This window comes from Streptomyces sp. NPDC101160 (genome assembly GCF_044768205.1).
Lineage (GTDB): Bacteria > Actinomycetota > Actinomycetes > Streptomycetales > Streptomycetaceae > Streptomyces.
The window spans coordinates 804,925-830,894 of record NZ_JBIWPJ010000001.1; the positions used below are offsets into that span (position 1 = coordinate 804,925).

The 25,970-nt window shown below is 72.1% G+C and carries 25 protein-coding genes; 14 read left to right on the forward strand and 11 right to left on the reverse strand.

Annotated features, from left to right (window positions below; translation table 11 throughout):
* Positions 1–25: 25 nt before the first annotated feature.
* The 4 genes from ACIRSU_RS03555 to ACIRSU_RS03570 form a co-directional block, all read right to left on the reverse strand.
* Positions 26–1,003: a hypothetical protein gene (locus ACIRSU_RS03555; protein ID WP_403788770.1), complete on the reverse strand. Its 978-nt coding sequence runs from the start codon at positions 1,001–1,003 to the stop codon at positions 26–28.
* Positions 1,004–1,159: 156 nt separating this feature from the next.
* The gene (locus ACIRSU_RS03560) at positions 1,160–1,801 is read right to left on the reverse strand and encodes a response regulator (RefSeq protein WP_403788772.1); all 642 of its coding nucleotides are present in this window, start codon (positions 1,799–1,801) and stop codon (positions 1,160–1,162) included.
* Positions 1,789–2,961 (reverse strand): histidine kinase, encoded by a 1,173-nt coding sequence (locus ACIRSU_RS03565; protein WP_403788774.1) that lies wholly within the window; start codon positions 2,959–2,961, stop codon positions 1,789–1,791. Before ACIRSU_RS03565 ends, ACIRSU_RS03560 begins: the two co-directional genes overlap by 13 nt.
* Positions 2,962–2,966: 5 nt before the next feature.
* Positions 2,967–3,428 (reverse strand): hypothetical protein, encoded by a 462-nt coding sequence (locus tag ACIRSU_RS03570; protein ID WP_403788776.1) that lies wholly within the window; start codon positions 3,426–3,428, stop codon positions 2,967–2,969.
* A gap of 326 nt (positions 3,429–3,754) precedes the next feature.
* On the opposite strand from ACIRSU_RS03570, the gene ACIRSU_RS03575 reads away from it, so the two are divergent.
* Together ACIRSU_RS03575 and ACIRSU_RS03580 are read left to right on the forward strand one after the other, a co-directional pair.
* The gene (locus ACIRSU_RS03575) at positions 3,755–6,691 is read left to right on the forward strand and encodes an ATP-binding protein (RefSeq protein WP_403788778.1); all 2,937 of its coding nucleotides are present in this window, start codon (positions 3,755–3,757) and stop codon (positions 6,689–6,691) included.
* Between the two features lie 217 nt (positions 6,692–6,908).
* On the forward strand, positions 6,909–8,132 hold the full coding sequence (locus ACIRSU_RS03580; RefSeq protein WP_403788780.1) for an FAD-dependent monooxygenase: 1,224 nt from the start codon (positions 6,909–6,911) through the stop codon (positions 8,130–8,132).
* A gap of 63 nt (positions 8,133–8,195) precedes the next feature.
* Here ACIRSU_RS03580 and ACIRSU_RS03585 read toward each other — a convergent pair whose 3' ends face one another.
* Positions 8,196–8,489 (reverse strand): DUF1330 domain-containing protein, encoded by a 294-nt coding sequence (locus tag ACIRSU_RS03585; protein ID WP_403788782.1) that lies wholly within the window; start codon positions 8,487–8,489, stop codon positions 8,196–8,198.
* Between the two features lie 64 nt (positions 8,490–8,553).
* Positions 8,554–9,531 (reverse strand): PhzF family phenazine biosynthesis protein, encoded by a 978-nt coding sequence (locus tag ACIRSU_RS03590; protein WP_403788784.1) that lies wholly within the window; start codon positions 9,529–9,531, stop codon positions 8,554–8,556.
* Positions 9,532–9,578: 47 nt separating this feature from the next.
* On the opposite strand from ACIRSU_RS03590, the gene ACIRSU_RS03595 reads away from it, so the two are divergent.
* The 12 genes from ACIRSU_RS03595 (at position 9,579) to ACIRSU_RS03650 (ending at position 20,431) form a co-directional block, all read left to right on the forward strand.
* A complete protein-coding gene (locus tag ACIRSU_RS03595) occupies positions 9,579–9,947 on the forward strand; it encodes a winged helix-turn-helix transcriptional regulator (protein ID WP_403788786.1) in 369 nt (122 codons plus the stop codon).
* A gap of 157 nt (positions 9,948–10,104) precedes the next feature.
* Positions 10,105–11,115, forward strand: coding sequence for a phosphotransferase enzyme family protein (locus ACIRSU_RS03600; protein ID WP_403788788.1), 1,011 nt, complete (start codon positions 10,105–10,107; stop codon positions 11,113–11,115).
* Between the two features lie 308 nt (positions 11,116–11,423).
* Positions 11,424–11,585 (forward strand): hypothetical protein, encoded by a 162-nt coding sequence (locus ACIRSU_RS03605; RefSeq protein ID WP_403788790.1) that lies wholly within the window; start codon positions 11,424–11,426, stop codon positions 11,583–11,585.
* A 207-nt stretch (positions 11,586–11,792) separates the two neighbouring features.
* Entirely contained in the window at positions 11,793–12,920 is a 1,128-nt protein-coding gene (locus ACIRSU_RS03610; protein ID WP_403788792.1) for a JmjC domain-containing protein, read from the forward strand.
* Positions 12,917–13,876 carry an arginase family protein gene (locus ACIRSU_RS03615; RefSeq protein ID WP_403788794.1) on the forward strand — a complete coding sequence of 320 codons (960 nt, stop codon included), beginning with the start codon at positions 12,917–12,919 and terminating at the stop codon, positions 13,874–13,876. The genes ACIRSU_RS03610 and ACIRSU_RS03615 overlap by 4 nt, the downstream gene beginning before the upstream one ends.
* Positions 13,873–15,582 (forward strand): radical SAM protein, encoded by a 1,710-nt coding sequence (locus ACIRSU_RS03620; protein ID WP_403788796.1) that lies wholly within the window; start codon positions 13,873–13,875, stop codon positions 15,580–15,582. Before ACIRSU_RS03615 ends, ACIRSU_RS03620 begins: the two co-directional genes overlap by 4 nt.
* Positions 15,560–16,342, forward strand: a complete 783-nt coding sequence (locus tag ACIRSU_RS03625) for a cupin-like domain-containing protein (RefSeq protein WP_403788798.1) — start codon at positions 15,560–15,562, stop codon at positions 16,340–16,342. The genes ACIRSU_RS03620 and ACIRSU_RS03625 overlap by 23 nt, the downstream gene beginning before the upstream one ends.
* On the forward strand, positions 16,339–17,121 hold the full coding sequence (locus ACIRSU_RS03630) for an aldo/keto reductase (protein ID WP_403788800.1): 783 nt from the start codon (positions 16,339–16,341) through the stop codon (positions 17,119–17,121). The genes ACIRSU_RS03625 and ACIRSU_RS03630 overlap by 4 nt, the downstream gene beginning before the upstream one ends.
* A complete protein-coding gene (locus ACIRSU_RS03635) occupies positions 17,118–18,092 on the forward strand; it encodes an ATP-binding cassette domain-containing protein (protein ID WP_403788802.1) in 975 nt (324 codons plus the stop codon). The genes ACIRSU_RS03630 and ACIRSU_RS03635 overlap by 4 nt, the downstream gene beginning before the upstream one ends.
* Positions 18,092–18,907: an ABC transporter permease gene (locus ACIRSU_RS03640; protein WP_403788804.1), complete on the forward strand. Its 816-nt coding sequence runs from the start codon at positions 18,092–18,094 to the stop codon at positions 18,905–18,907. Before ACIRSU_RS03635 ends, ACIRSU_RS03640 begins: the two co-directional genes overlap by 1 nt.
* Positions 18,900–19,706 (forward strand): ABC transporter permease, encoded by an 807-nt coding sequence (locus ACIRSU_RS03645; protein ID WP_403788806.1) that lies wholly within the window; start codon positions 18,900–18,902, stop codon positions 19,704–19,706. Before ACIRSU_RS03640 ends, ACIRSU_RS03645 begins: the two co-directional genes overlap by 8 nt.
* Positions 19,707–19,717: 11 nt before the next feature.
* Entirely contained in the window at positions 19,718–20,431 is a 714-nt protein-coding gene (locus ACIRSU_RS03650; RefSeq protein ID WP_403788808.1) for a phytanoyl-CoA dioxygenase family protein, read from the forward strand.
* Between the two features lie 13 nt (positions 20,432–20,444).
* Here ACIRSU_RS03650 and ACIRSU_RS03655 read toward each other — a convergent pair whose 3' ends face one another.
* The 5 genes from ACIRSU_RS03655 to ACIRSU_RS03675 form a co-directional block, all read right to left on the reverse strand.
* A complete protein-coding gene (locus ACIRSU_RS03655) occupies positions 20,445–21,719 on the reverse strand; it encodes an MFS transporter (protein WP_403788810.1) in 1,275 nt (424 codons plus the stop codon).
* The gene (locus ACIRSU_RS03660) at positions 21,716–24,142 is read right to left on the reverse strand and encodes a B12-binding domain-containing radical SAM protein (RefSeq protein ID WP_403788812.1); all 2,427 of its coding nucleotides are present in this window, start codon (positions 24,140–24,142) and stop codon (positions 21,716–21,718) included. Before ACIRSU_RS03660 ends, ACIRSU_RS03655 begins: the two co-directional genes overlap by 4 nt.
* 140 nt (positions 24,143–24,282) lie before the next feature.
* Entirely contained in the window at positions 24,283–24,429 is a 147-nt protein-coding gene (locus tag ACIRSU_RS03665; RefSeq protein WP_389213290.1) for a hypothetical protein, read from the reverse strand.
* Positions 24,430–24,475: 46 nt separating this feature from the next.
* On the reverse strand, positions 24,476–24,778 hold the full coding sequence (locus ACIRSU_RS03670; protein WP_403788814.1) for a hypothetical protein: 303 nt from the start codon (positions 24,776–24,778) through the stop codon (positions 24,476–24,478).
* Positions 24,775–25,896 carry an aKG-HExxH-type peptide beta-hydroxylase gene (locus ACIRSU_RS03675; protein WP_403788816.1) on the reverse strand — a complete coding sequence of 374 codons (1,122 nt, stop codon included), beginning with the start codon at positions 25,894–25,896 and terminating at the stop codon, positions 24,775–24,777. The genes ACIRSU_RS03670 and ACIRSU_RS03675 overlap by 4 nt, the downstream gene beginning before the upstream one ends.
* Positions 25,897–25,970: the final 74 nt, after the last annotated feature.

The following is a 25,970-nucleotide window of genomic DNA, read 5'->3' on the forward strand; positions in this document are numbered from 1 at the left end:
GAGCCCTCAGCTCTCGGCTCTCGGCTCAGCGGCCGGCCGACGCGCGCAGCTTCTCGTAGGCCGCGGCCGGGTCGGAGCCGTTGAGGTAGTACCAGGGGAACTCGGTGACCTTGCCCCCGGTGGCCTCGAAGCACTCGCGGGCGGCGGCGCCGTCGCCCGCGAGCGCGAAGGCCATGGCGAAGGTGTTGAGGACCTGGAGCCACGGGCCGCGGCGGACGAAGTCCGGGTGCCGGTACGAGTGGTCGGCGGCCCGGTGCAGGGACGCAAGGACCTCGGGCCGGCCTATGTACGCGGTGTCCGCGCCCTCGTCGAGGTCGAGCCACTGCTCGATGTGGCCGATCGCGACGAGCTGGCCGAGCGGTGTCCCGCCCGGCGCGCCGAAGGCGGACTCGTGGGCGAAGGCGTGCATCTGCTCGTGCGACCCGCCCCACTTCTCGCAGATCTGCTGGAGCTGCTGCTGGTGGGCGCGCAGGTGGTGCGGGGCGCGGCGCACGGTGGCCTCGAAGCGGCGGCGCGCGACGTCCTGGCCGACCTGCAGGCCGCGGCCGCTGACCTGGAGGGCGTACCAGGGCGAGATCCAGCCGGGCTCGCGCTCGGCGACCTCGTACAGCCACGCCTCGGCCTGGCGCAGCCGCTCGTGGAACACCTGGAACTGCTCGCGCGAGACGTGCTGGGCCCGCGCGCCGGTGCGGGCCTCCCAGCCCCAGTTGACGTACCGGAACCCGGCGACGAGCCGCGGCAGCGGGGCGTCCGGCTCCGCTTCGAGGACCTCGGCGATCCACCGCTCCACCCCGGCGGTCTCGCCGACGGCCCACAGCATGTCCGTCCGGTCCGCGCCGTCGGGCCGTGCGTCGAGCACCGCCCGCACCGTCTCCCAGTCGGCGGCCTCGGCGGCCACCCGGACGCGCCACACGTCGGGATCGTCCGAGTCCTTCTGCACCTGCGCGACGGGCCGGCCGGTCCGTCTGATCAGCGTGCGCCCCCAGTCGCGGAGCAACGCCATGTCCCCACCCCTTGCTCGTTCGATCGGGCGGGGTCAGTGAGCACCCCTCCCGGTGGAGTAGTGACTATCACGGGCGACCGACAATCGCACTCGGGTATCCACAGCCCCGGCCAGGGGACGGACCGGGGTCGGACGCCGAGGAAGCGCAGCTCGGGGTCAGACGCCGAGAAAGCGCAGCACCGCGAGCACCCGGCGGTGGTCCGCGTCGACGTTGGGCAGGTCGAGCTTGGCCAGGATGTTGTTGATGTGCTTGGCGACGGTGCTCTCGCTCACCACCATCTGCTGGGCGATGCCCAGGTTGGAGCGGCCGGACGCCATCAGTTCCAGGACCTCGCGCTCGCGTCCCGTCAGCCGCTCCAGCGGGTCCCTGCGGCGGCGCAGCAGCAGCTGGGAGACGACCTGCGGGTCGAGGGCCGTGCCGCCCGCGGTCACGCGGTGCAGGGCCTCGATGAACTCCTCGACGTCGGCGACGCGTTGCTTGAGCAGATAGCCGAGACCGGCCGTGTCCTTGGCGAGCAGGTCGGCGGCGTACTGCTCCTCGACGTACTGGGAGAGCAGCAGCACCGCCGTACCGGGCCACCGTTCCCGGATCGTCAGGGCGGCCCGTACCCCTTCCGAGCTGTGCCCGGGCGGCATGCGCACGTCGGTGACGGCGAGGTCGGGCCGGTGCTCCTCGACGGCGGCGAGCAGCCCGGGCTCGTCGCCGGCCTCGGCGACGACCTCGTAGCCCGCCATCTCCAGGACCTTGACGAGGCCGACGCGCAGCAGCACGGAGTCCTCGGCGATCACCGCGCGCACGGCAGCTCCACCTCCACCCGGGTGGGACCGCCGACCGGACTGTCGATCGCGAAGGTGCCGTCCACGGAGGTGACCCGCTTGGCGAGGCCTGCGAGCCCCGTCCCACCGGACGGGTCGGCGCCGCCGGCCCCGTCGTCGGTGATCGTCAAGGACATCAGGTCTCCTCTTCTCTCGACCCGCACCTCCACCTGGGAGGCGCGGGCGTGCTTGACCACGTTGGTCAGCGACTCGGACACGACGTAGTACGCGACGGCCTCCACGGCCGGCGAGGGGCGCGGCTCGACCGCCACGGACAGCCGCACCGGTACGGGGACGCGGGCGGCGAGCCCGGTGAGGGCGGCGTCCAGGCCGCGGTCCTCCAGGACGGCCGGGTGCAGGCCGCGGACCAGGTCCTGGAGTTCGGTGATGGACTCCTTGGCCTCGCGGTGGGCCTCGGTGATGACCTGGAGGGCCGTGGGCAGATCGGTGACGGTGGCCTTGGCGATGCCGAGGTTGACCGCGAGCGACACCAGGCGCTGCTGTGCCCCGTCGTGCAGGTCCCGTTCGATGCGCCGCCGTTCGAGGTCGGCCGCGTCGAGGACGCCGGCCCGGCTCTCGGAGAGGTCCTCGACCCGGCGCCGCAGCTCCTCGGCTCGGCCCGGGCCGAGCAGCTCGGTGGCCGCGAGGGTGTCGAGCCGCACCAGGACTCCGGTCAGCCACATCACGGCGAGCAGCGTCAGGAGGCCGACGCCGGAGACGTAGCCGTCCACGCCCATGGCGGCGACCCGGCCGATCTTCGACTCGGGGGGCAGGGCGAAGATCCAGGCGGGGGCGAGGAGGGCGGCGAAGCCGACCGCCCACAGCGCGAGGAGCGTGGCGGTGCCGATCGCCACCAGCGGGCCGGCGACCAGGTGGTAGCTGAGCTGGCGCTGTGTCACCGGCGAGGCGAGGCGGGCGCGGAGCCCGCCTCGCGGTGCGTCCTCGGGGCTCGTCGCGGGCGGGATGGCCACCCCGAGCATGGTGCGGAACCGGTGCCGCTGCAGGGAGGTCAGCGGGCCGGCCGGGAACACGCACAACGCGATCCAGAACGCGGTGAGATGGAGGAGCGCGCCCACCGTGAGGAACGTGGTGCGCCCGCCGACCCGGGCCAGCCGGGCCCGAATTCCGGATGTCAGGGCCATGCCCGTCACGATATCCGGACGGAGACGCAGCGCTGCACGTGCGCCCGCTGCGCCGGGCCGCCGCCCGCGCCGGCGGCCCTCACCGGGGGAAACCCGCGCCAGGCGAGCCGCGCGCACACCGCCGCCAGCGGCAGCTCCGCCACCACGGCCAGGACGATCGCCCACACCAGGTCCTCGCCGACGCCCGCGGTCATGATGTCGAACCAGGCGTCGACGACGAGCAGCGCGGCCCCGGCCGTCGCCGTGAGCGAGGCCCGGGCGTCCCGGCGCAGCAACAGCCACCCCGTGCCGGCCAGGGCCAGCGCCTCCAGGGCGTCGAGGCCGGTCCAGGTCCAGGCCCAGCGCGCCTCCTGCGCGGTGGCGGGCATGCCGACGTGCAGATAGACCACCCAGGGGATCAGCGCGAGCCCGGACCCGATCAGGACCTGGCCGATGCGCCGCTCCGCTATCCGTACGACTCGACCCATGGCGGCCCGCTCCCTCACGCGTTCGACGGGGGGAGCGAGCGGTTTCGGCGCGCTCCCCGGTACGTGATCGAGCATCGTCGGCCGGGCGTCCGGAAACCTCCACGCCGGTATCCGACTTCATGGTGGTACTAGCTTCACCATCACGCCGGAGGCGGAGGCGCCGGCGGGAGACGGCGGAGGCGGACAGGGCCGCCGCGCCGCCCGGGAGCGCGAGTTCGAAAAGGGCCACGCCGGGCGTCGCGGGCGCATGAGGACGCGTACGCGCATGCAGAGGCGGGGCGGGCGGACGTCCCCGGGCTTGATCGCCCCGGAGGGATAATCACCCCATGCGCTTCGGAATCCTGGGCCAGACGCGGGCGTGGCACGACGACGGGACCGAGGCGCCGCTCGGCGGCCCGGCCCGCCGGGCGCTGCTCGCGCTGCTGCTGGTCCGGCCCGGTGCGGTGGTGTCCGCCGACCGGCTCGCCGAGGAGATCGACCCGGGCGGCGCGCTGTCGGCTCACGCGCTGCAGTCGCAGGTCTCCCGGCTCCGTACGGCCCTGGGCGCGGCCGCCGCGATCGAGCGGGCCGGCGCCGGGTACCGGATCGTGCTGCCGGACGAGGACGGCGTGGACGCCTGCCGGTTCGAACGGCTCGCTGCGGAGGGCCGGGCCGCCCTGGCCGACGGCGACGCGGTGCGGGCGGGCGCGCTGCTGCGCGAGGGGCTCGGGCTGTGGCGGGGGCCCGCGCTCGACGAGGTCGCCGGGAGCGAGAGCGTACGGGCTGCCGCCGTACGTCTGGAGGAGCTGCGGCTCGCGGCGCTGGAGGACCGGTACGAGGCGGCGCTCCGGCTCGGCGAACACCGGGAATCCGTACCCGGGTTGCGTGAGCTGGTCGGGCGACACCCGTTGCGGGAACGCCTTGCGGAGCTCCTGATCCGAGCCCTCTCGGCCGAGGGAGGGCAGGCCGAGGCGCTGCTCGTGTACGAGGAGACCAGGCGACGTCTGGCCGAGGAGCTCGGCGCCGATCCGTCTGCCGAACTCGTGGCACTGCACCAGGAGTTGCTGGAGCACACTCCGAGCCCGTCGCCGGTCGCGCCACCGGCCCCGCTGACCTCGTTCGTGGGGCGGGACCGCGAAGTGACCGAGATCGCGGGCCTGTTGCGGGTGGCCCGGCTGGTCACGCTCACCGGTCCCGGCGGCGTCGGCAAGACCCGTCTCGCGGCGGAGGTCGCGGGCGGCCTCGCCGACGAGATCTGCTTCGTCGCGCTCGCCCCGGTGCGCGACGGCGCCGATCTGCCGCAGGCCCTGCTGGCGGCGCTCGGGCTCCGCGGGTCCGGGCTCGGGCTCCGGCCGGAGGGCGCGCGCACCCCGTTCGACCGGCTCGTGACCGCCCTCGCCGACCGGGTCCTGGTGCTCGTCCTGGACAACTGCGAGCACGTCGTCGACGCGACCGCCGCGCTCGCCGCCCGGCTCCTCGCCGCCTGTCCGCGGCTGCGCGTGCTCGCCACCAGCCGCGAGCCGCTCGGGGTGGTCGGTGAACACCTGTGGCCGGTCGGCCCGTTGGACGAGGAGGCGGCGGTGCGGCTCTTCACCGACCGGGCCGCCGCCGCGCGCCGCGGTCCCGCCCCCGACCCGGGTCTCGTACGGCGGATCTGCGCGGCGGTCGACGGCCTCCCGCTCGCCGTCGAGCTGACGGCGGCCCGGCTGCGCACCCTGGAGGCCGACGAGCTCGCGGACCGGCTCGACGCCCGGCTCGACGGCCGCCTCGCGATCACCGCGCGGGGCAGCCGTACGGTCGAGGAACGGCATCGCACGCTGCGTTCCGTCGTCGCCTGGGGCTGGGAACTGCTGACCGCGGAGGAGCGGCGGGCGGCCCGTCGTTTCGCGGTCTTCGCGGGCGGCGCGACCGCCGAGGCGGCGGTGCGGGTGTGCGGGACGGACGCCGAGACGCTGGAGTCGCTCGACGACAAGTCCTTCCTCCAGAGGTCCCGGCAGGGGCCCGGCCACGGGCGTTACCGGATGCTGGAGACGATCCGGGCGTACGCCGCCGAGCAGTTGGCGGCGGAAGGCGAGACGGAGTCCGCGGGCCGGGCCCATGCCGGCTTCGTCCTCGACCTGCTGCGGACCGCGGCCCCGCATCTGCTGCGCGGCGGGCAACTCGCCTGGCTGCCGGTCCTGTCGGCCGAGCACGACAACCTCCTCGCCGCGATACGGCGGTCGCTCGCCGCGCGGGAGGTGGCGACGGCGCTCCGGCTGCTCGCGGCCGCCGCGACGGCGCTGTGGATCGGGGGCCGGGCGGGCGCGGTCGCGCCGCTCGCCGCCGGGCTGTTGGAGGTGATCGACGCGGACCTCGGGGCCGACGGCGCCGACGGGCTCACCGGTGAGCTCGGCGAGGAGTACGCGGTGTGCGTGCTGCTCGCGGCCTCCGGCTCCGCCGCCCGGCCGGCCTGGGAGCGCCACCGGGCAGCCGCGGCAAGGGCGTTGACCGCGGCCTGGTCGGGCGAACGCGTCGGCCGTCACCCCGCCGCCCTCCTGTTGTGGATGATGCGGAACGCGGGCGAACAGGCCGCGCCCGCGGACCTGCGCGCCGCGTTCGCGCTCGTCACCGCCCAGCACGACGGCCCCGATCCGTGGGGGCGCGCGGTCGCCCGCTACGTGGCGGCGTACGGGTTCCTGGGCGACGGGGACACCGAGGCGGCCGAGCGTTCCCTCGGCGAGGCCGCGGAGGGTTTCCGCGCGCTCGGTGACCGCTGGGGCACCTCGCTCGCGCTCGACGCGCTCGCCGACCTGGCGGGCGGGCGCGGCGACCGGGCGCGGGCGATCGCCCTCACCGACGAGGCACTCGCGCTCACCGAACAGCTCGGCGCCCTGGAGGACTCCGCCGACCTGCTGGTCAACCGGGGCGACCAGCTCGCGGCCGACGACCGTACGGCGGCCCGCGCCGCCTACGCACGCGCCGCCGAACTGGCCGGCGCCGCCGGCAGCGCCGACCGCCTGGCCGCCGCCCTGCGCGGCCAGGCCGATCTGGCGCTCGCGGAGGGTGACGTGGCGGAGGCGGAGCGGTTGTACACGGAGGCGCTGGAGCGGATCGACCGGCACTGGATCAAGGCGCTGGGCAATCTGGTGCGCACGCTCGCCGGCCTCGGCCGGGTCGCCGAGGCGCGCGGCGACCGTGCCACGGCAGAGGCCCGGTACGCGGAGGCGAGGCGGGTCGCGGCAGGGCTGGGTCCGGCGGCCTCGGACGTCCTGCGGCTGCTCGGCGTCCGCGCGGACGGGCCGTGAGTGGTCACCGGCGTTCACGGGGGCTGACCAGGGTGGTGGGCGCGCGGCGAGTCCTCGGAGACCGACCACCACGGCACAGGGGACCGACCGCGACGGCTCACCGGAGGAGCCGGGCAGACGGCAAAGCCCCCGGGAACGACCACGGCTCACCGGGCCTCACCGGGCCGGTGAGCGCGCGGTGAGCCCGCGGTGAGCGCCCCTCGGCAGGCTCCCTGCCATGACGAACCACAACACCGCCATCCCCACCACCACCGCCCCGAAGAACCGCGACGTCCTGATCTCCGGCGCCTCCGTCGCCGGTCCCGTCCTCGCCTACTGGCTGCGCCGCCACGGCTTCCGCCCCGTCGTCGTCGAGCGTGCGCCGGCACTGCGCGACGGCGGCTACGCCGTCGACTTCCGCGGCGAGGCGCATCTGTCGGTGCTCCGCAGGATGGGCGTCCTCGACGCCCTCGAAGCGGTTCGTACGGGCACCGGCTCCATGTCGTACGTCAACGCGGCCGGCAAGCCGCAGGCCACGCTGCCGGCCGACCTGTTCGCCGGTGACCTGGAGATCCTGCGGGGCGACCTCGCCCGGGTCCTGTACGACGCGACGAAGGACGACGCCGAGTACGTCTTCGGTGATTCCGTCGCCTCGCTCACCGAGGACCCGGACGGTGTGACCGTCACCTTCGAGCGCGGCGCGCCGCGCCGCTTCGGCCTGGTCATCGGCGCCGACGGACTGCACTCCCACACCCGCAGGCTGGCGTTCGGGCCGGAGGAGCGGTTCGTGAAGCACCTCGGCGTGTATTGCGCGATCTTCACCACCGCCAACCACCTGGGCCTCGACCACACCGGCCACGCCTATCGCACGGCGGGCAGGCTGGTCGCGATGTACAGCTCCCGCCACAACGCCGAGGCGAAGGCCGTCTTCTACTTCGGCTCCCCGGCCCTCGGCCTGGACCGCAAGGACGTGCCGCGGCAACAGGCCGTCCTCACCGAGCAGTTCGCCGGAACCGGCTGGCAGAGCGACCGGCTCCTCGACGACATGCGGCACGCACCCGACTTCTACTTCGATTCCGTGGCACAGGTCCGCATGGACTCCTGGACCCGCGGCCGCGTCGCCCTCGTCGGCGACGCCGCCTGCTGTCCGTCCTCCCTGTCGGGCATGGGCTCGGGCCTGGCCCTCGTCGGCGCGTACGTCCTCGCCGGGGAACTGGCCGCGGCGGACGGCGACCACACCGTGGCCTTCGCCCGCTACGAGGCGGAGATGCGGGCGTACGCGGAGGGCTGCCGGAAGATGGGCGACGGCGTCGCCCGGCTGATGGTCCCGGACAGCCGTCTGACGGCCTCGTTCCTCAACCGGTACTACAAGATCATGCCGTACCTGCCGGGCAAGAACATGGCCGCGAAGATTGCCCGCAGGACGGCGGAGAACATCACGCTGCGCGACTACGCGGCCTGAGAACGCACCCTCGGCATTTCGTCCCTCACCGCCGATGCCGCCTCCCTGACGCGGCGTCGGTCGTCAGTCGAGGCCTTCGACGATGCGGAAGTCGCGCTCGACGCCGTCGGCAAGTGCGGCCAGTGCCTCCTGGTAGGCCTCACTCGCGCGTGCGGCCACCGCCTGTTCGAAGCTGTCGAACTCGACCAGGACGGTGCGCTCGGCGATTCCGGCGTCGTGCGCGACGACCCGGCCGCCGCGGGCGAGCGTCCGCCCGCCCGCGGCCCTGACGGCTGGACCGGCCAGCTTGTTGTAGGCGGCAAGCCTCTCGGGGTCGGCGATGGTGCGGTAGACGCTGACCCAGTAGCCCTTGGCCACGGTTACCTCCTGTGTTCGGAATCGATGCTCGGAAGTTCGCTCGGAGCGTGCGCGGATCCATGCCTCATCGCGTGACCCTGCGTACGATCGCTGCCTGGCCGCCGACTCGGATCCGGTGTCCCGTGCGGTCGCGGTGGACGGTCGCTGTGATGGTGGACGGGCTGCCGAGGTGGTCACCCATGTCGACGGCGAGGCGGTGTGTGCCGAACCCGGCGGCATACGCTGCCAGGCAGGCCGTGCTGTTGGCGTTGGCGATGTCCTCGGGGACGCCGATCGACGGGGCGAACATCCGGGCTGCCGCTCGGCCGTGCCGGTCCGGGGGCGAGTAGGCGTAGCAGCCCAGCAGGCCGTAGCGGTCACAGGCCGCGCGTAACAGGGCCGGATCCGGCGTGAGTTCGGCCAGCGCGGCGCGGGATCGGAGGGGCAGCAGAAGTCTCGGCCGCCCGTTCGACGCCACGCAGGCGTCGCCGGCGACCGCGTCCTGCGTCAGTCCGAGGCCGCTTGCGACTGCCCTCAGTTCGGGTCCACCGGCGCTACGCAGGCTGACCGGGCCCGGGTCGAACGACGCCGTCAGGACGGCACCGTTCCGGCTTGCCCGACCGTCGAAGCTGCGGTGGGCCGTACGCAGGACGGCGCGGTAGTCGTGGTCGCCGCCTTCCCGTTCGGCGAGCACTGCGAGGGCGGCGACGGTGCCGTGTCCGCAGGCGGGCAGCTCGCCCTGGGCGGTGAAGAACCGCAGTGTGTGCGCGGGCCGACGACGCTCGGTTCCGGTCGCACGGAGGAAGACGGCGTGCGATGCTCCCCACTCCGCGGGAATGCGGCGTCGCTCCTCGTCGGTGAAGGGGGCGTCATCCAGAACGGCGGTCGGGCTGCCACCCGCGCCGTCTCGCTGACACGCGTCGACGACCACTACCTCGGACATGGCACCGGGCCGGTCCACAACAGCCTCCTTCGTTTCGATTTCCGAAGCGGTCGCCGATGCTAGCGTGTCGGTATTCGAAGCATCAACATCGGAGAGCTGGACATCCCGACATGGCAACACCCAGGCCTGGCACCCCTGTTCGCGGCTCGACCACCGGCCGCCCCCTCATGGCCGCACTCGATCTGTTCGGGCGGCGATGGAGTCTGCGCATCCTGTGGGAGCTTCGCGCGGGTCCGCTGGGATTCCGCCCCTTGCAGAAGCGGTGCGACGACATGTCCTCCAGCGTGATGCGGCAGCGCCTGACCGAATTGCTGGATGCCCAGGTGATTCACCAACTACCGGACAGCCGCTACGAGCTCACCCCGCTGGGACAGGAGGCGCGCCGGGCCCTGAACCCCCTCGCCCGCTGGGCGGAACGCTGGGCGGCCACGATCGACCCGCAGGGGGCTGACCACACCGACGACCAGGCCGCCGACCGCGTCTCACCTCCGGGCACCGTGGGCGACGGGACGCCGGAGAGGGACTCCGTGGACTGACGCCGGAGGGAAGCGGGCCGCACCCGGCGGCGCTGCCGCGGTCCGGGGACGGTCTGGTCCTGGGTGAGGGGCAGGTGCTGTGATGACGTCCGTGCCCTCTTCCTCCGCACCTTCCCCTCCCCCGTCCCCTTCCCCCTCCTCGTCCGCCATCGAGCGGGTGGCACTGCTGCTCGCCGCCGAGTTCGGCCTGGTGCCCGAGTCGGTCGAGGAGGGTCCGTCCGGCACCGCGACCCGTAACTACCTCGCGACCACGCCCGACTCCCGGCGCTGGTTCGTCAAGACCTGTCCCACCGACGCGGATCCCGAACGGGCGGAGAGCGCCGCCCGGCTGAGCGAGTACGCCCGGCTGTGCCGGGTACCGGTGGCCCGCGCGCGTGCCACGCTCGCCGGCGACCGCCTCGTCGCCTCCTGGGGCGGGGCGACGGTCTCGGTGACGGAGTACGTCGCCGGCGCGGTGACCGCCGACGCGCGGCTCACCGGACGGGCCTGGGAGGCCGTCGGCGAGGCGATCGGGCGGCTGCACCGCGGACTCGCCCGCCATCCCTTCGGCCCGCCGCGTCCGTCCGGCCGGGACCGGGCCGTCGACCCGGTGCGCGGCCGGGCCCGCCTCTCGGAGCTCGTACGGCGGTACGAGGCGGAGCCGCCCCGTACCGAGTTCGAGCGATGGGCGCTGGAGACGGCCCGCGAGCGGCTGGCCGGGCTCCCGGCGACGGAGCGGCTCCTGGAGCGGGTGCCGGAGCGGATGCTCGCGCAGCTGGTGCACGGCGATCTGTCGGGCCCGAATGTGCTGCTGCGCGGCGAACGCGTCGCCGCCGTCGTCGACTTCGCCCCGCCTAGCCTGCGCGGCCCGATCTGGGAGCTGGGCCGGCTCGCCCTCGACCCGCGCACCGTGCTCGCCCAGTCCGACTGGCCCGCCGGCCTCGGCCGGCTCGTCGCCGTCTACCACGACCTCCATCCGGCCGTGCCGGTCGCGGAGTTGGTGAGCGTGGTCCGGCTGACGGCCGCGTACCTGGGCTGCACCGTCTACCCGCTCAACACGGTCGTCGAGGGACTGGGCCCGGTCACCCCGTCCCTCGAGTCGTACGCCCGCAACCGCGTCCGGGCCGCCGCCGTGCTGCGCGACCGCCTCGAAGAGGCGGAGGAGGTGCTGCGCGACGCCCTCCGCTAGCCGCGCCGGGGGCGCCCGCCCCGTCGGATTCCGTTCCTCCGCACCCCGGTGGACGGCCTTTCAGTTGTGAAGAAAGCGAACGCAAGCGACCCCGCGATGACCGAAAGCCCTCACGGCGCCTAGCCGTCGATCAGCCAAACCTGAGAGGTAACCAGCCAAAGTCGGCCCATTCATGGTGCGCATTCTCGCGGAATCCGGCAAATGGAAGTCCATGTTCCACCCCTCGGATTCCGGTCCCTTGATCACGGCCTTTTCGTGCCATAGCCTCGAAGGGAAGTGCCAACGGCATCTACCTACGGAGGTAAACCATGGCAAGTTCTTCCAATGACCGCGCCGCGGACACCGAATTCCCCGAGGTCGAGGTCCGGGTTTCCCCGGTGGCCGACCGGGCCCGCGCGACCTTCGCCAAGACCCACGCGCGTCCGAGCGTTCCGGACTTCGCGAAGCTGTTCGCCGATTCGGCGAAGTAGCCGGGACGGCGCAGTAGGTTAGCTCCGAGTTACTGGATTCCGTGCGCACCGGGCCTCGCGGTTCGGTGCGCACGGAATCGCTCCACCGGCATTTCATAGCGGCATGAGGGTGATTCAGGGAATATGACGACACTTTCCTCGCGGTTCGGCCGCGCCCTGTCGGGGGAACTCGGCCCGGATTTCTCGACGCATCAGGTCAGTAATGAAGTGGTGTTTCGACACCTGGACCCCGCGCTCCTGGAGGACTGCTTCTCCTGGGCTGGACTGAACGAGATCCTTTCGCGGGGCTCCGCCGTGCCGGCCGACTTCTTTCTGTGCGCCGAGGGAAAGCGGCTGCCCGAGCACCAGTACACGGTCTCCCTGGACGGACACCGGGTCTTCGATCTGCCGCGGGTGTTCGCGCTCATGCGGGCCGGCACCACGCTGATCATCGACTCCCTGGACCGCATCCATCCCGGTGTCCGGGCCGCGACCGACGACATCATGCGCATCACCGGTGAGACCGCGGCGTGCAACCTGTTCGTCACCTTCGACGACGCGCAGGCCTTCGACAGCCACTTCGACGAGGTCGACACGTTCGTCGTCCAGCTCCTCGGCAGCAAGCACTGGAAGGTCCACGGGCCGTCCGAGGAGTTCCCGCTGCCCGAATACGGCGACAGCGATCCGGTGAACTGCCCCGACACCGTCCTGTTCGAGAAGACCCTGACGCCCGGGGACGTGATCCACGTGCCACGGGGCTGGTGGCACACCGTCCGCGGGGGCGGTGAGACCAGCCTGCACCTCACCTTCGCGTTCACCCGCCGCACCGGCTACGACTGGCTGCGTTGGGCCGCCCGTCAGGCGCTGTCCCGGCCGGAGATCCGCGAGAGCCTCGACCGCGCGGCATCGCCCGAGGCACAACGGGCCCAGCAGGAAAGGATCATCGAGGCGTTCCTGGCCGAGGCGAAGAACATGCCCCTGGAGGACTTCTTCGGCGCGGAGCGCCGTGCCTCCGGCGGGCGCGACCTCGCGAGCCTGCCCTGGGACGTGAGCGGGGCCCACCCGGCCGGGGAGGACGTGGTGGAGCTGGTGCCCGTCCTGGCTCCCGCGGTCCGCGTGGAAGGGGAGCATGTCGTCGTCACCGCCGCCGACCAGGACTTCGCCCTGCCCGTGGGGCACCACCCGGCGATCGAGGCGCTCGTCCGGGCCCGCCGGCTCACCGTCGCCCAACTGGCCGCGCAGGCCGGGGCGCCCGTGGCGTCCGTGTCCGCACTGGTCGCGGCTCTGCTGCGATGCCGGCTGGTCACCGTCTCCGGCGCCGACGCCGCCCGCCGGGACAGCGAGCGTGACCGGTGACCGCCCCGATCCGTCCGGGCCTGGGCGCGCTCGGCCTGCCCTCCGCCGACCTGGGCGTCGTGCTCGCCGGGGAACTGACCGCCGACGCCGTCGTCCTGGGACTGCCCTTCGACGCCGGCGTGCCGGGAGTACCTGGCCAGCGCCACGGCCCGGAGATCTTCCGCAAGCTCAGCCCCACCCACGGCTGGTCCGTCGCCGAGGACGGTGCGCTGGGCGGGGTGATCGACCCGGTGACCCGCGGTCCGGTGCTGTCCGGCCGAAGAGTCTTCGACGTGGGCGATCTGGGCTCGGTGCCGATCGATCCGCGGATCGGCCGCGGCACCTACTACAAGACCCTCACCCGCCTCTCGGAGCAGCTCGCCGGCGCGGGCACGATCCCCGTCTTCATCGGCGGTGACCACAGCCTCTCCGCGCCGGCAGCCACCGGTGCGGCGGCCGTGCACGGCCCTCTGCGGTTCCTCTGCTTCGACGCGCACTGCGACTTCAGCGCCCGGCCGATGCCGGACGCCACCGACATCACCCATGCGGACTTCCTCGGCCACCTGTTCCAGACCGGCACGATCTCGGACGCGGAGCTGTACGGCGTGCGGACGTACCTGCCCGCCGACTGCGGTCCGCTGCCGGAGGCCCTGCGCTGCGCCTACCCGTACGAGCCGGAGGCGAGCGCGACGGACCGGTACGACCGGCCGACGTACCTGTCGATCGACCTGGACGTCATCGAGCCGGCGGACTTCCCGGCCACCGGGCATCCGGAGGCCGGCGGCTACCGGCTGCGGGAACTCCTCGCCGCGGTCGAGCACGTCTGCCGGACTCGGCGGGTGGTGGCGGTGGACATCGTCGAGGCACTCCAGGACGACGGGGAGAACCGGGCCACCAGCGCGACGGTCTCGGCTCTGGTCATGACATGCCTGCGGGCACTGCTCGAACACCCTCGGGAACGGGAGACGACCGAATGAGCACGGGCACGACGGCGGACACGACCGCACCTGGCGGGGAGGTGTCCGACGGTACGGGCATCCGCTCCCTGCACGGCTGGCAGCGGCAGCTGATAGCGGAGCACGACCGGCCCGACGTGCGGGCCCTCGGCGCGACCGTCACCGGCGTCAACGCGGGGGAACGCGATGTCACCCTCCGCGTCCACGAGGGCCGCACCTGGATCTACAAGGCGTGGCGGGGCGACCGCGGCGAGCAGACCCACCACCTCTACACCCCGGTCACCGGCCGCGTCCACGCCATCGGCCAGGACGAGGCGGAGGTGCTCCAGGCGGCGGACTGGTCGGCGGTGCCTGCCGCGACGATCAGTCGTCTGGCGTCCCTGGTCATGCCGTTCGAGGAGCCCGGCTGGCGGTTCCCGGAACTCCCCGCCGACGCGCGGGTGGACACCCCGCGCGTCCGCGTCCTGATGCTCAACCCCACCGAGCAGTGCAACATCCGCTGCACGTACTGCTACTACGGCGGCGCGTACGCCGACACCCGCCCCCACCAGACCGCGTCACCGCAGGCGGACATGGTGCGGGCCGCCATCGACCTGTTCGTGACCGGCGAGGAGAAGCTGGACTCCGCCCCCCGGGCCGTGTACTTCTTCGGCGGGGAACCGCTCCTCGCGTTCGACGAGCTGAAGAAGGCCGTGCTGGCTCTGGAGGAGCGCAAGCGCGAGGTGGGAGCCCGTCTGGAGAACCTCGTTCTCCAGGTGAATTCCAACGGCATGCTGCTGACCCCGAAGATCGTCGACTTCCTCGTCGAGCACGACATCTATCTCAACATCTCGATCGACGGCCCCAACCACGACCGCTACCGCGTCGACCGGCGGGGCAAGGGCACGCACGACCGGGTGCGCGAGCGCACCGACTGGCTCGCCGAGAACTGGCCCGAGTACTTCTCCTCGCGGGTCGCGCTCATCTGCGTCCTGTCGGCGCCGCTCGACGCGGCCGCCCTCTACCGGTACTTCTCCGAGTGGCCCACCGCCCACCGCGCCCTGGCATGGGACTTCGACCTGATCCTGCCGGGCGGTGAGCAGTCCTACGCGGACTTCGAGCGGATGTTCGCCGAACAGCGCCGGGTGTGGGACCTCTTCGTCCGCTCCCACCACCAGTCGTACCGGGAGCGCGAGCAGTCGGGGCGGTACCACTTCGCCTTCAGCCACGGCTTCCTGCACCGCGCGTTCCACCGGGTGCTGAACCAGCCGGAACGCGACGGCGGTGCCCGCCTCGGGCATCTGCTCGGTATGCAACTCATCCCCGGGAACGAGTACTTGGTCCTCGGCTCCGACGGTACGCTCTACTCCTCCTACGAGTACCAGTCCCCGGACTTCGTGGTCGGCCACACCGACCGGGGGGTCGATCCGGTGGCCGGGGTCGAGCAGCTCGCCATGTTCCGCGACTCCGTCCAGGCCGGATCCTGCACCACCTGCTGGGCGGCGCCGCTGTGCACCGTGACGGTGCCGGAGGCCCCCTTCCGACGGTCGGACTCCGCGGACGCGGTACGCGAGAAGGTAACGGCCAAGCGGGCGAGGTGCATGTCGGAACGGGAGAACCTCCAGCAGGCGCTGCGCGCCCGTGTCGACATCGAGCAGGAGTACGGGAGCGAGGCCCTGGACGGACACCGGGACGACTGGAGCCGCCAGCGGATGGAGGTCGCGCGTGTCGATCCCTTCTACGCCTGAGGCATCCGCCGAGGCCGTCGACACCGACCTCCCGGAGCTCCTGTGCGGCGCCGAACCGGCCCTGTTGCGGGGAGCCGGCCGCCACTGGCCGGTCTTCGCCGCGCTGAGCGAGGAGAACCTGCGGGCCCACGCCGACCGCCGGGTCGAGGCCGAGGACCGGGACCGCCGACCGGTGACGGTGTCCCTCGGGGAGGTCCTCGACGACATGCGGGACGCCCGCCCGCGGGGCCTGTACCTGCGCCACCAGTCGCTGTCGCGGTTCGACCCGGCGCTGCCGGGCCTCGTACCGAAGGAGGTACGGCGCCTCAACTGGCTGCTGGCCCTGGAGGCCGACGCGCGCCCGGACTGGAGCTGGCTGATGATCGGCTCCGCGGGCACCAGCTCGCCCCTGCACGTCGACGTGATGGCGAGCGCCGCCTGGAACCTGCTCTGTGCCGGCACGAAACGGTGGACCTTCCACCCGCCGGAGCAGGCCGAGGAATGGCGGCTGCTCCCGCCCGGATGCGCGAGGGACACCTATGACCGCGCTCCCCGCGAGTTCGTGCAGCAGCCCGGCGACCTCGTCGTCACGCCGAGCGGTTGGGCCCACGAGGTGCACAACGTCACCGGCTCGATCGCCGTCACCAGCAACTTCATCAACCGTTCCAACCTGGACTTCGCCCTGCGGTACTTCGAGCTGGCCGGCGACACCGACGCGCACGACGTGCTCGCCGCCGTCGGCGCGGCCTTCGCGCAGGACAGGGAAGGCGGTGGCCGTTGAGCGGGCACGACCTGCCGTTCGAGCTGCCCGCCGTGGGGCTCGGCACCTGGCAGATGTGGGGCGAGGCCGCCGAGCGCGGCGTCCGCGACGCCATCGAGCTCGGCTACCGGCTGATCGACACGGCCGCCGCCTACCGCAACGAGGCGGCCGTCGGCGCGGGCATCCGCGGCAGCGGGGTCGACCCCCGCGAGCTCGTGATCGTCACCAAGTTCCCGGAGGAGGACGCGGGCCGCGAACGAGAGGTGCTCCGCAGCAGCCTCGACCTCCTCGGCGTGGACCGGATCGACCTGTGGCTGATCCATGCCCCGCTGGACGCGGCGGGATCGCTGCGGATCTGGGAGCGATTCATCGAGGCACGGGAGGAGGGGCTGGTCGGCGCCATCGGCGTGAGCAACTTCCTCCCGGAGCAGGTGGACGAGCTGATCAAGGCGTCCGGCGTGGTCCCCGCGGTGAACCAGATCGCCTTCGGCCCCCACTACTACGACGCGGACGTCGCCCCGCACCATGCGGAGCGCGGCATCGCGATCCAGGCCCACAGCCCCTACAGCGAGAACGACCTGTCCCACCCGGTGCTGCGGGCGATCGCCGACAGCCACGGGTGCACGGTGCGGCAGGTCCTGCTGCGCTGGCACCGGGCCCACGACGTTCCGGTCGTCGTCAAGTCCGTCTCCCGCACCCACCTGACCGAGAACCTGGACACCGGCCACCCGCTCGACCCCGCGGAAGTGGCGGCCATCGACCGTCTGGGCATCAACCCCACCCCGGGACAGCGATCATGAGAGTTCAACTGGACGCCGTACGGCGCTCCTATCAGGTACGGCGCCGCCCGGAGACGGGTTCGAAGCTGACCCGGCTCGTCCGCCGCGAACGCAGTGAGGTCGAGGCGCTGCGCGGCATCGACCTGCGGATCGAACCGGGCGAGTCCGTCGGCTACATCGGACTCAACGGCGCGGGCAAGTCCACGACGATGAAGCTGGTCGCGGGCATCCTGACCCCGACGGCGGGCCGGGTCACCGTCGACGGCCGGGACCCGCACGGTGAGCGCCGCGCGCTCTCCGCCGACCTCGGATATCTGGCAGCCCAGCGCGCCAGCCTCTGGTGGGACCTGCCCGTCAAGGACTCGTACGAGCTCATTCGGCGCGTCTACGGGATCGAACCGGCCCTGTTCCGGCGTCGCAGCGAGGAGTTGGTGGCCCGGCTCGACATCGGCAAGCACCTGGACACCCCCGTACGCGAGCTGTCCCTCGGGAACAGAACCCGCGCGGAGCTCGTCGGGACCCTGCTCCACTCGCCGAAACTGCTGCTCCTGGACGAACCCACGATCGGGCTCGACATCTTCGCGCGCGAGGCGATCTGCGGCCTCCTCAGGGACCTGCGCGAAACGAGCGCGCCCACCATCCTGATGGCCAGCCACGACCTGCGGGACGTGGAGGCCGTCTGCGACCGCATCGTCATGATCGACGCGGGTCGGCTCGTCCACGACGGCAAGATCGCCGAACTGCGCGGGCTCGGCGGTCGCACCCGCCGCCTGGTCGTCCACCATGCCGAAGGCCACACGCTGCCTTCCACGCCCGGTCTCGTCCCGGTGGGAGCTCCCGCGAGGACCGTCACCGCCTTCGAGTACGCCCAGGGCGAGCTGCCCCCGGAGATCCTCTCCGCGCTCTTCTCCGATCCGCTCGTCGATGACGTCCAGCTCGAGGCGCCGACCCTGGAACAGCTCATCAAGAACCTGTACGGGAGGGCCGGCTGATGGAGCGGACGCGCCACTCCCTCCGCCCCCATCTGGCCGTGGCCCGCATGCAGATCAGGCTCTCCTTCCACTATCGGACCAGGGCCTTCTCCCAAGGGGTGGGCGCGCTGCTGCTGATCGGCCTCCAGGCCGCACTGTGGACGGCCGTGTACTCGGGTGCCGGCGACGCCGTCGCGGCCGGCTGGCTGAGCCTGCGTCAGACCATGGTCTACGCCGCGGCGGGCACCATCTGGGTGCTGTGCCTGCCCAACCTCGGCCTTGCCCGTCAGCTCGAGGCGAAGATCAGGGACGGCCGGATCGTCACGGAACTGCTCATGCCGATGGGCTTCTTCAGCCAGTGGTTCTCCGCCGCCCTCGGCCGGTCCGTGGGCATCACCGCGCTGGTGGGCCTGCCCGCGGCGCTGGTCGGCGGCGCGCTCCTGCTCCCCTTCGACCTCGATGCCGGCTACGCCCTCCGGCTCGCGCTGACGAGCGCCATCGCCTTCGTCGTCCTCTTCAACCTCAGCTACATGATCGGACTCTCGGCCTTCTTCATCCGCCGTGTCGAGGGTCTCAACGAGGTGCGCGAAGCGCTGCTGCTCCTGCTGGGAGGGTCGATGATGCCGATCTCCCTCTATCCGGCCCCGCTGCGCGATCTCGTCGTGTGGACCCCGTTCGTGCACGGCTTCTACACCCCCCTCGGCACCCTGGTGAAGGACCCGTTCGTCGACGCACGCGTCATCGCCATCGGGCTCGTCTGGGCCGTGCTGCTGACCGCCGCCAGCGCGCTGTGCACCTGGCGCGCCCTGCGAAAGCTGGTGATCGCCGGTGGCTGAGCGGCTCGCCGAGTTGAAGAAGTCCCTGGACGTCGCCTTCTTCGCGACCCGGATGAACTTCCGCAGTCATCTGGTGCACCCGGGTGAGGTGGTGCTCGCCAACCTGGGGGCCCTCGTCCAGGCGGTCTCCGGCGCCGCCGTGTTCATGCTGGCGCTCTCGACCACCGGGGCGATCCACGGCTGGACGCTCGCCCAGTGGGCCGTGCTCACCGGCTTCACGACCGTGGCCCGCGCCCTGTGGAACACCGTCTTCTTCGGCACCCTGGACATCCCCGACATGGTCCGCAGCGGCGAACTCGACCACTACCTCGTCCGCCCCGCCAGCCCGCTGGTCCTCATCCTCTTCTCCAAGGTCGACACGGACGTCTGGATCGAGATCGTGATCGGCCTCGGCATGATGGGAGCGGCACTCCAGGTCAGCGGCACCGAACTCACCGCACAGGTCCTGCTGTTCATCCCCGTCGCCCTCCTCGGCGCGGCGCTCGTCTTCGCCGCCGTGCACCTGGCCGTCACCTCGCTGTCGTTCTGGCTGCGGCAGGACGCCATGCTTTCCACGCTGATCTGGCGGTTCGACAGTTTCGCCCAACTGCCGATGAGCTTCTACCCGAAGTGGGTCGTCGCCGTGTTCTCCACGGTCCTCCCCTTCGCCTTCGTCGGCTACTACCCGTGCCTCTACATCCTCGGCAAGACGGACTCGCCTCTCGTGTGGGCGTTCCCCCTCGCCGGCCCCCTGCTCATGATCCCCGCGGTCCTGCTGTGGCGACGCGGTCTCACCCGCTACTGCAGCACCGGCACCTGAGGAGCCCCGCAGTGAACCATCTCGACGCGTTCGAGCGCGACGGATACCTGGTCCTCGACCTCTTCTCGGCGGACGAGGTCGCGCGGATGAAGCGGATGCTATCCGCCCTCATCGACCCGCCGTCCTCCCGGCGGCATCCCCGGCTGTACGTCCACGCCGCTTCGGAGAGTCCCCTGCCGCGACTCGACCCGTACAACCCGTACGCCGTCTGGAAGATCGTCAACACCCCACTCGCCGGGGACGACTGGTACGCCCTCGTCCACGACCGGCGCGTCCTGGACGTCGTCGGCGAGCTCCTGGGGCCCGACATCAACTTCCACATGGGATTCGCCCGGCTGCGCCCCTCCGGGCTGCGGGCCGAGGAAGGCTGGCACCGCGACCTCGACACCGACCGGCACACCCTGCCGGAACTGGTCACCGCGCTCATCTACCTCGACGACATGGACGCCGAGTCCGGTGCCACCCTGGTCTGGCCGGGCAGCCATCGCCACGATCGGCCGGCGCCCGACGACGACGAGGCCGTCGCGGTGCCGGCCCGCCCGGGCTCCGTCCTCTTCCTGCACTGTCTGACCGCACACCGCGCCAGCACCAACCTCACGACGCGGCACCGCTCCATCCTGATCAACGAGTACAAGAGCGCCCGGACGACGGAGCTCAGCCCCAACGACGCCGCCTTCGGTGACCTGCCGCTCCGCAGAGGGGGACGGAACCTCGTGGAGCTGTGACCCGGTCGAGGACTCAGACGGCCCGCGCCGCGCGGTCCGCCGCACCCAGCCTGAGCGAGAGCACACCGGCCAGGAGCAGGATCGCGCCGCCGGTCACCATGGGGACCGAGAGGTCGGTGTGCGCGGCGAGGAGGCCGCCGGCGGCTGAGCCGACGGGCATGATGCCCCAGGCGGCGAGGCGGTAGGCGCCGGCCGCCTTGCCGCGGAGTTCGTCGGGGACGAGTTCCTGGCGCTTCGCAGCGGTGAGGACGTTCCACATGACGACGGTCGCGCCGTTGAGGGCGAGGAGGGCGGCGACGGCGAACGGGTCGCGCACCGTTCCGGCGAGGAGGAAGGAGGCGCCGGCGCCGAAGACCGACACGGTCAGTGCGGCGCCCCAGCCGAAGCGGGCGCTGAGCCGGCTCGCGACGCCGCTGCCGACCAGGCTGCCGACCGCCGAGCCGGCGATCAGCCAGCCGTAGCCGGTGTCGGAGAGGCCGAGGGTCCTGGTCGCGTAGAGGACGAGGACGGAGATGGCCATCGAGCCGGCCAGGCTGAGCAGCGCCACCATCAGGGTGAGGATGCGCAGCACCGGGTGGTGGAGGAGGAAGGCGAGACCGGCGCGGATCTGGCCGAGCCAGCCGGTCGGCTCGGTGTCGGGACGCGGCTCGGCGCGGAAGCCGCCCGGGCCGGGCTTGATGCGCAGCAGCAGGACCGCGCTGAGCAGGAAGCTGAGGGCGTCGACCAGGAAGGGCGAGTGGCGGTCCCAGGAGAACAGCCACGCGCCGAGCACCGGTCCGGCGAAGCTCAGGTTGACGACGCTGGTGGCGAAGAGCCTGCTGTTCGCCCGTTCCAGCGAGTCCTTGGCGACGGTCGACGGGATCATCGCCTGGGACGCCGTGTCGTAGAACGTGTCGGTGACGCCGAGCAGGAAGGCGACGGCGTACAGCGTCCCGGCCGTCAGGGCGTCGCTGAACGCGAGGGCCAGGAAGCCGCCGACGAGCGCGAAGCGCAGCGCGTCGACGCCGATCATCAGCCGGCGCCGGTCCACGCGGTCGGCGACCGCCCCGCCGACGAGGGCGAAGAGCAGCCAGGGCAGGCGTTCGAAGGTGGCGACGAGCGCCACCTGTCGCGGGTCGCCGGTGAGGGCGGCTGCCAACAGGGGCAGTGCGGTGATGCGGATGCCGTCGCCGATGCCGGAGACGGCGAACGCGCCCCAGAGCTTGCGGAACTCGGCGCTGAGCGGCCGGTCCGGCGCCGGGGCGGCGTCCGCGTCCTGCGTGTCGTGCGTGTCGTGCGCTGATGTCAACGTGCGGGCTCCAGGTCGGCAGCGTGGGCGCGCCGGTGAACGAAACCGTACATCTCCAGCTTGGCGAGGATCCGCTCGGTCTCGGCGGTCAGGCCCAGCTCCCAGACGCCGTGCGGGTCGTGGCCGCCGGCCAGGCCGAGGCCGTCCTCGCAGGCCAGCCAGAGCAGCCGGCCGAGACGGCCGAGGCGCAGGGCGTGGCCGGTCACGGTGGAGCTGAGCACGATGGTGGTCTCCTCCTCGACCTCGTGCACGCCGGGTTCGCGGACGAAGACGGGGCTTTCGGAGACCGTCGTGCCCGCCGAGGCCAGGGCCTCCGGCCAGGACGCCGGGTGGACGGAGTGGGCGGCCTCGCCGGCCAGGAAGCCGAAGCGGACGAGGAGGGCGACGAGTTCGGCGCCGGTGACGGTGACGCCGACGACGCCTTCGCGCTCGAAGAGTCCGGCGAGCGCCTCCGCCGGGGTGGCGGTGCGCAGCAGGTCCAGGTCGACCGTGTCGGGGGCGTGGAGTTCGACGAACCGGTCGCCGATGGCCGCGTACAGGCCCCAGCGGACCAGCTCGCCCGCCTCGCCGGTCCACGGCAGCCGGCGGATCTCGGTGTGCGGGGCGAGGACCAGCGGTTCGCCGGGGGCGAGCGGGTTCTCGTCGCGGCCGCCGTTGGGCAGCAGCTGGGCGGCCTCGGCGCCGTTGCTGGCCCGTACGAAGGTGTACTCCTCGACGCCGGTGAGGGCGGCGGCCCGGCCGGGGCGGAACCACTGCTGGGCGGAGACCTCCAGCGGGCGCTGCACGTCGCGGCCGAAGAGCACGCTCTCCCGGGCGTCCATGCCGCGCTCGACCTCGTAGTCGTAGGTCAGGGCGAGGTCGTCGGACTCCGGCGGCAGGATGACCCGGACGCCGAACTTCTCCGGGTCGGTGGCGACCGGCGAGAAGGCGTCGAGGACGAACGGGGAGCCGCCCCAGGTGCAGTGCTTGACGCCGAACTCGTCTGTGGCGCGGCGGATCGTGTTCTCCGCGAACTCCACGGTGTGCCGGGCCTCCTCCTCGGTCTCCCCGGGGAAGCCGTGGATGACGAAGAGGTGCACGGGCACGCCCGCCTTGAGCATCGCCTCGACTGTCGTGTCGATCGCGCCGACCTCGGTGTCCTTCTTCATCAGGTCGAGGACCCGCTGGACGTGCGACTCCAGGCCGAAGTTCATCCGGCGGCAGCCGGACGCGTAGAGCCGCTCGGCGAGGTCCTCGTCGAGGCCGCGGGCGAAGCGGGTCTCGCCGTACCAGTTGATGTCGGTCCCGCGCTTGATCAGTTCGTCGGCGACAGTGCCCAGGGAGCGCAGGGTGAGGATCTCGTCGACGAACATGAAGTAGCGGGTGTTGTGCCGCTTGGCGAGCCACTCGATCTGGTCGACGGTGGTGCCGGCGCTGCGGCCGCGGTACTTGCCGGACGCGAACGGGATCGCGCAGAAGGCGCACTCCCAGGCGCAGCTGCGGGAGGCGAAGACCGGCAGGATGGGGCCGGGGGCGAAGTACTTGTCGAGCGGGTAGTCGTCGTAGTCGGGCGCCGGCAGCTGCTCGATCTTCACCTTGCGCGGCGGGTTCTTGCGCAGCCGGTCGCCGTCCATCCAGACCAGGCCGGGGACCTTGGCGAGCGCCTCGGGGCCGTCGGCCTCGAAGAGCATCGGCAGGGCGTCCTCGCCCTCGCTGTGCACGAAGTAGTCGACCATGTCGAAGAACGGGTGGCGTTCCGTCCAGCGGTCGATCATGCGGGTGGTGTAGTTGCCGCCGAGCACCACGCGGATGTCGGGGCGGCGTTCGCGCAGGATCTTGACGAAGGTGAGGGCGGCGATCAGCTGGGTGTCGGCGGAGACGCTGACGCCGACGAGGTCCAGGTCGGGGTCGTCGAGCAGGTCCGCCGGCATGCAGTGCTCGAACGCCCAGCGGTACACGTTGCGTTCGCGGTCCACGACGGCGTCGAGGACCTGCTGCGACGAACGCGCCGAGTAGTACAGGTCGTTGGCGACGAGGTCGAACTCGTGGCCCGGGAAGGCGGCGGAGACGCACCACATGGCGTTGCGGACCACGAGCCGGGCCTGGGCGTGCCGGGCCTCGTCGTGCAGGGCGTGCTCGTCCCGGAGGACCCGCTTGGCCTCCTCGATGAGCTCGATCGTCGGTTCCAGGACCAGCCGGGCGCGTTCCTGGGTACGGCGCTGCTCCTCGTCGCCCGCCCAGTCGCGCTGGATGCGCGGGGCCATGGCGCGCAGACCGTCGGCGCCGAGGAGCCAGTTCACGGACTCGATGCCGAGGTCGTAGGCGCTGACCCGGTGCCCGCGTTCGCGCATGCAGGCGGTGAGCAGGGGGACGGCGAGGTGGGGGGCGTACGCGTTCCACAGCGGCGGGTTGACCAGCAGGGCGCGTTTCGTCTTCAACTGCATGACCGGTGCACGCTTTCATTCATCGGGGTCGCTGGGTGAGCGGTGGACGCGTGCGGGCCGAGGGGGTCACAAGACCCCCTGGTGCCCGAGCAGAAGGGGATGTGCGAGGAAAGCCGCGCACACGAGGTGCGCGTGTGTCATCAGACCTCGGGGGTCTGCGGCGCAGGCATCGCGGCGTACTGCGCGACCTGCGGGGTACCGTCGGGCTCGATGGCGTCGACCAGCAGGTCGGCGTCCGTGGCGCCGGCGAGGGCGGCCTTGAGCTCCTCGATGAGGGTACGGCTCATGACGATCACCTCCTTTCCTGTGGTGTACCGGGTGCGTGACCCGGCCTCAGGTGGTGCCGGTGGTGCTGGTGGTGGTGCTGATCCTGCGCACGAGCCCCTTCTGCTCGAGCTGGTTCAGACCCTCTTCGAGATCGCCGAGGGCCTGGTCTTTGGTCTGTGTGGCGGCGACGGCGCTGACGAACTGGTCAGCGACCTCCTGGTGCGTCGCTCCGTCACACAGGGCGAAAATCAGCCAGGTCTTGGTGTTGAGGAGGAAGACGTTGGGCTGGTCCTCGGTGTAGACGAGCAGGCTGTGCTCGCCGGGGACGGGCCGGGTGATCACTCGGTTGTGCTGGTAGACCTGGTTCATGCCGCGCTCCGCGCCTTGAGGTGGTCGGTCAGTACGGAGTCCAGCCACCGCAGGAAGGCGACGCCGGATCCGCCGGCGTGGGCCTCGCCCAGCGGCAGCAGATCGGCCCCGAGCAGCCGCGCCCGCTCCCCGCAGGACCGGGCCGACTCCTCGACCTGCCCGCGGGTGTAGTCGCGCCACAGAGCGCTGCCGTCGGGCAGTGCGGCGAGCGTGGAGTAGAACACCGCGAGGTGTACGTAGACGTGGTAGGCCGCCAGTGCCCGGTCGAACGGCCAGCTCTCCCGGCCCTCGTGCCAGGCCGGCTCGACGTGGGCGATGGTGTCCTTGTCGTAGCCGGCGCCGAGGATCGAGAAGCCGACGTACATGTCGTAGAGCTTGCTGTGCACGCCTTCGTGCAGCAGCGCCTCGGCCGCCCGCAGCGGGTCCGTGAGACAGCCGCGCGAGACGAACACGGCCGAGGGCACGTCCTTGGTCGACGCGCTGAAGAACGGCCTTTCCCCGTCGACCGCGGCGAGCAGCGAGAAATGCGGTCGAATGCTTTCCACGAGTTCCGGCACGTATTCCTGGAGAATTCCCCAGCCGGCGGCGGCGGTTTCCGCCTCGGCCGGAGTCATTCCCACGATGTCATAGTGCTCGGGGGTGCCGTCCGGAGTGAGCCCGGCGAGGAATATCTCATGGAACTCGTTCAGCCACGGGTCACGGAAATCCGGGTCCACCAGGATTTCGAGTCCGGTGTCCGCGAGCGGAGCGAATCCGGGGCGCGGGAAGGCTCCCGCGGCGCCGTACGCGAAGGTGTCGACGAACGGCTCGATACGGCGCCCGAGTTCGTCCCAGTCGACGGTCCGGCTCCGCGCCATCGTCAGTCGTGCCTGGTCGATGCGGCGGCGCAGCACGGTGTCGTGCAGCACCCGGCCGGCCGCGGCGCCCTCCACGGACAGCGGTCCGAGGAACTCGCCCACCCGCCCGGGAATCCGCTCCGCGCCGATCTGTGCCAGGAACTGATAGGTGGCGTGCGCTCGATTGCGAATGCGCCCGGCGGAACCGTAGGGCTCGTCCCCGGCCAGCCTGCGGCGGAGGGAGGAAATACTCCCGACTTCTTCCGGTCCGACGACAGCCACACAAACCCCCGTAGTTCGCGCTTCCGTTTGGCTCGACGTGACTTTATGCAGGCCCGAAGTGGCCGATCAAGAGC

Bases quoted from the DNA above. Each gene is read 5' to 3' on its own strand.
- ACIRSU_RS03575 (WP_403788778.1), top strand. From the start codon at position 3,755: ATGCGCTTCGGAATCCTGGGCCAGACGCGGGCGTGGCACGACGACGGG.
- ACIRSU_RS03640 (WP_403788804.1), top strand. From the start codon at position 18,092: ATGGAGCGGACGCGCCACTCCCTCCGCCCCCATCTGGCCGTGGCCCGC.
- ACIRSU_RS03635 (WP_403788802.1), top strand. From the start codon at position 17,118: ATGAGAGTTCAACTGGACGCCGTACGGCGCTCCTATCAGGTACGGCGC.
- ACIRSU_RS03660 (WP_403788812.1), bottom strand. From the start codon at position 24,142: ATGCAGTTGAAGACGAAACGCGCCCTGCTGGTCAACCCGCCGCTGTGG.
- ACIRSU_RS03580 (WP_403788780.1), top strand. From the start codon at position 6,909: ATGACGAACCACAACACCGCCATCCCCACCACCACCGCCCCGAAGAAC.
- ACIRSU_RS03665 (WP_389213290.1), bottom strand. From the start codon at position 24,429: ATGAGCCGTACCCTCATCGAGGAGCTCAAGGCCGCCCTCGCCGGCGCC.
- ACIRSU_RS03555 (WP_403788770.1), bottom strand. From the start codon at position 1,003: ATGGCGTTGCTCCGCGACTGGGGGCGCACGCTGATCAGACGGACCGGC.
- ACIRSU_RS03670 (WP_403788814.1), bottom strand. From the start codon at position 24,778: ATGAACCAGGTCTACCAGCACAACCGAGTGATCACCCGGCCCGTCCCC.
- ACIRSU_RS03595 (WP_403788786.1), top strand. From the start codon at position 9,579: ATGGCCGCACTCGATCTGTTCGGGCGGCGATGGAGTCTGCGCATCCTG.
- ACIRSU_RS03570 (WP_403788776.1), bottom strand. From the start codon at position 3,428: ATGGGTCGAGTCGTACGGATAGCGGAGCGGCGCATCGGCCAGGTCCTG.
- ACIRSU_RS03565 (WP_403788774.1), bottom strand. From the start codon at position 2,961: ATGGCCCTGACATCCGGAATTCGGGCCCGGCTGGCCCGGGTCGGCGGG.
- ACIRSU_RS03620 (WP_403788796.1), top strand. From the start codon at position 13,873: ATGAGCACGGGCACGACGGCGGACACGACCGCACCTGGCGGGGAGGTG.
- ACIRSU_RS03605 (WP_403788790.1), top strand. From the start codon at position 11,424: ATGGCAAGTTCTTCCAATGACCGCGCCGCGGACACCGAATTCCCCGAG.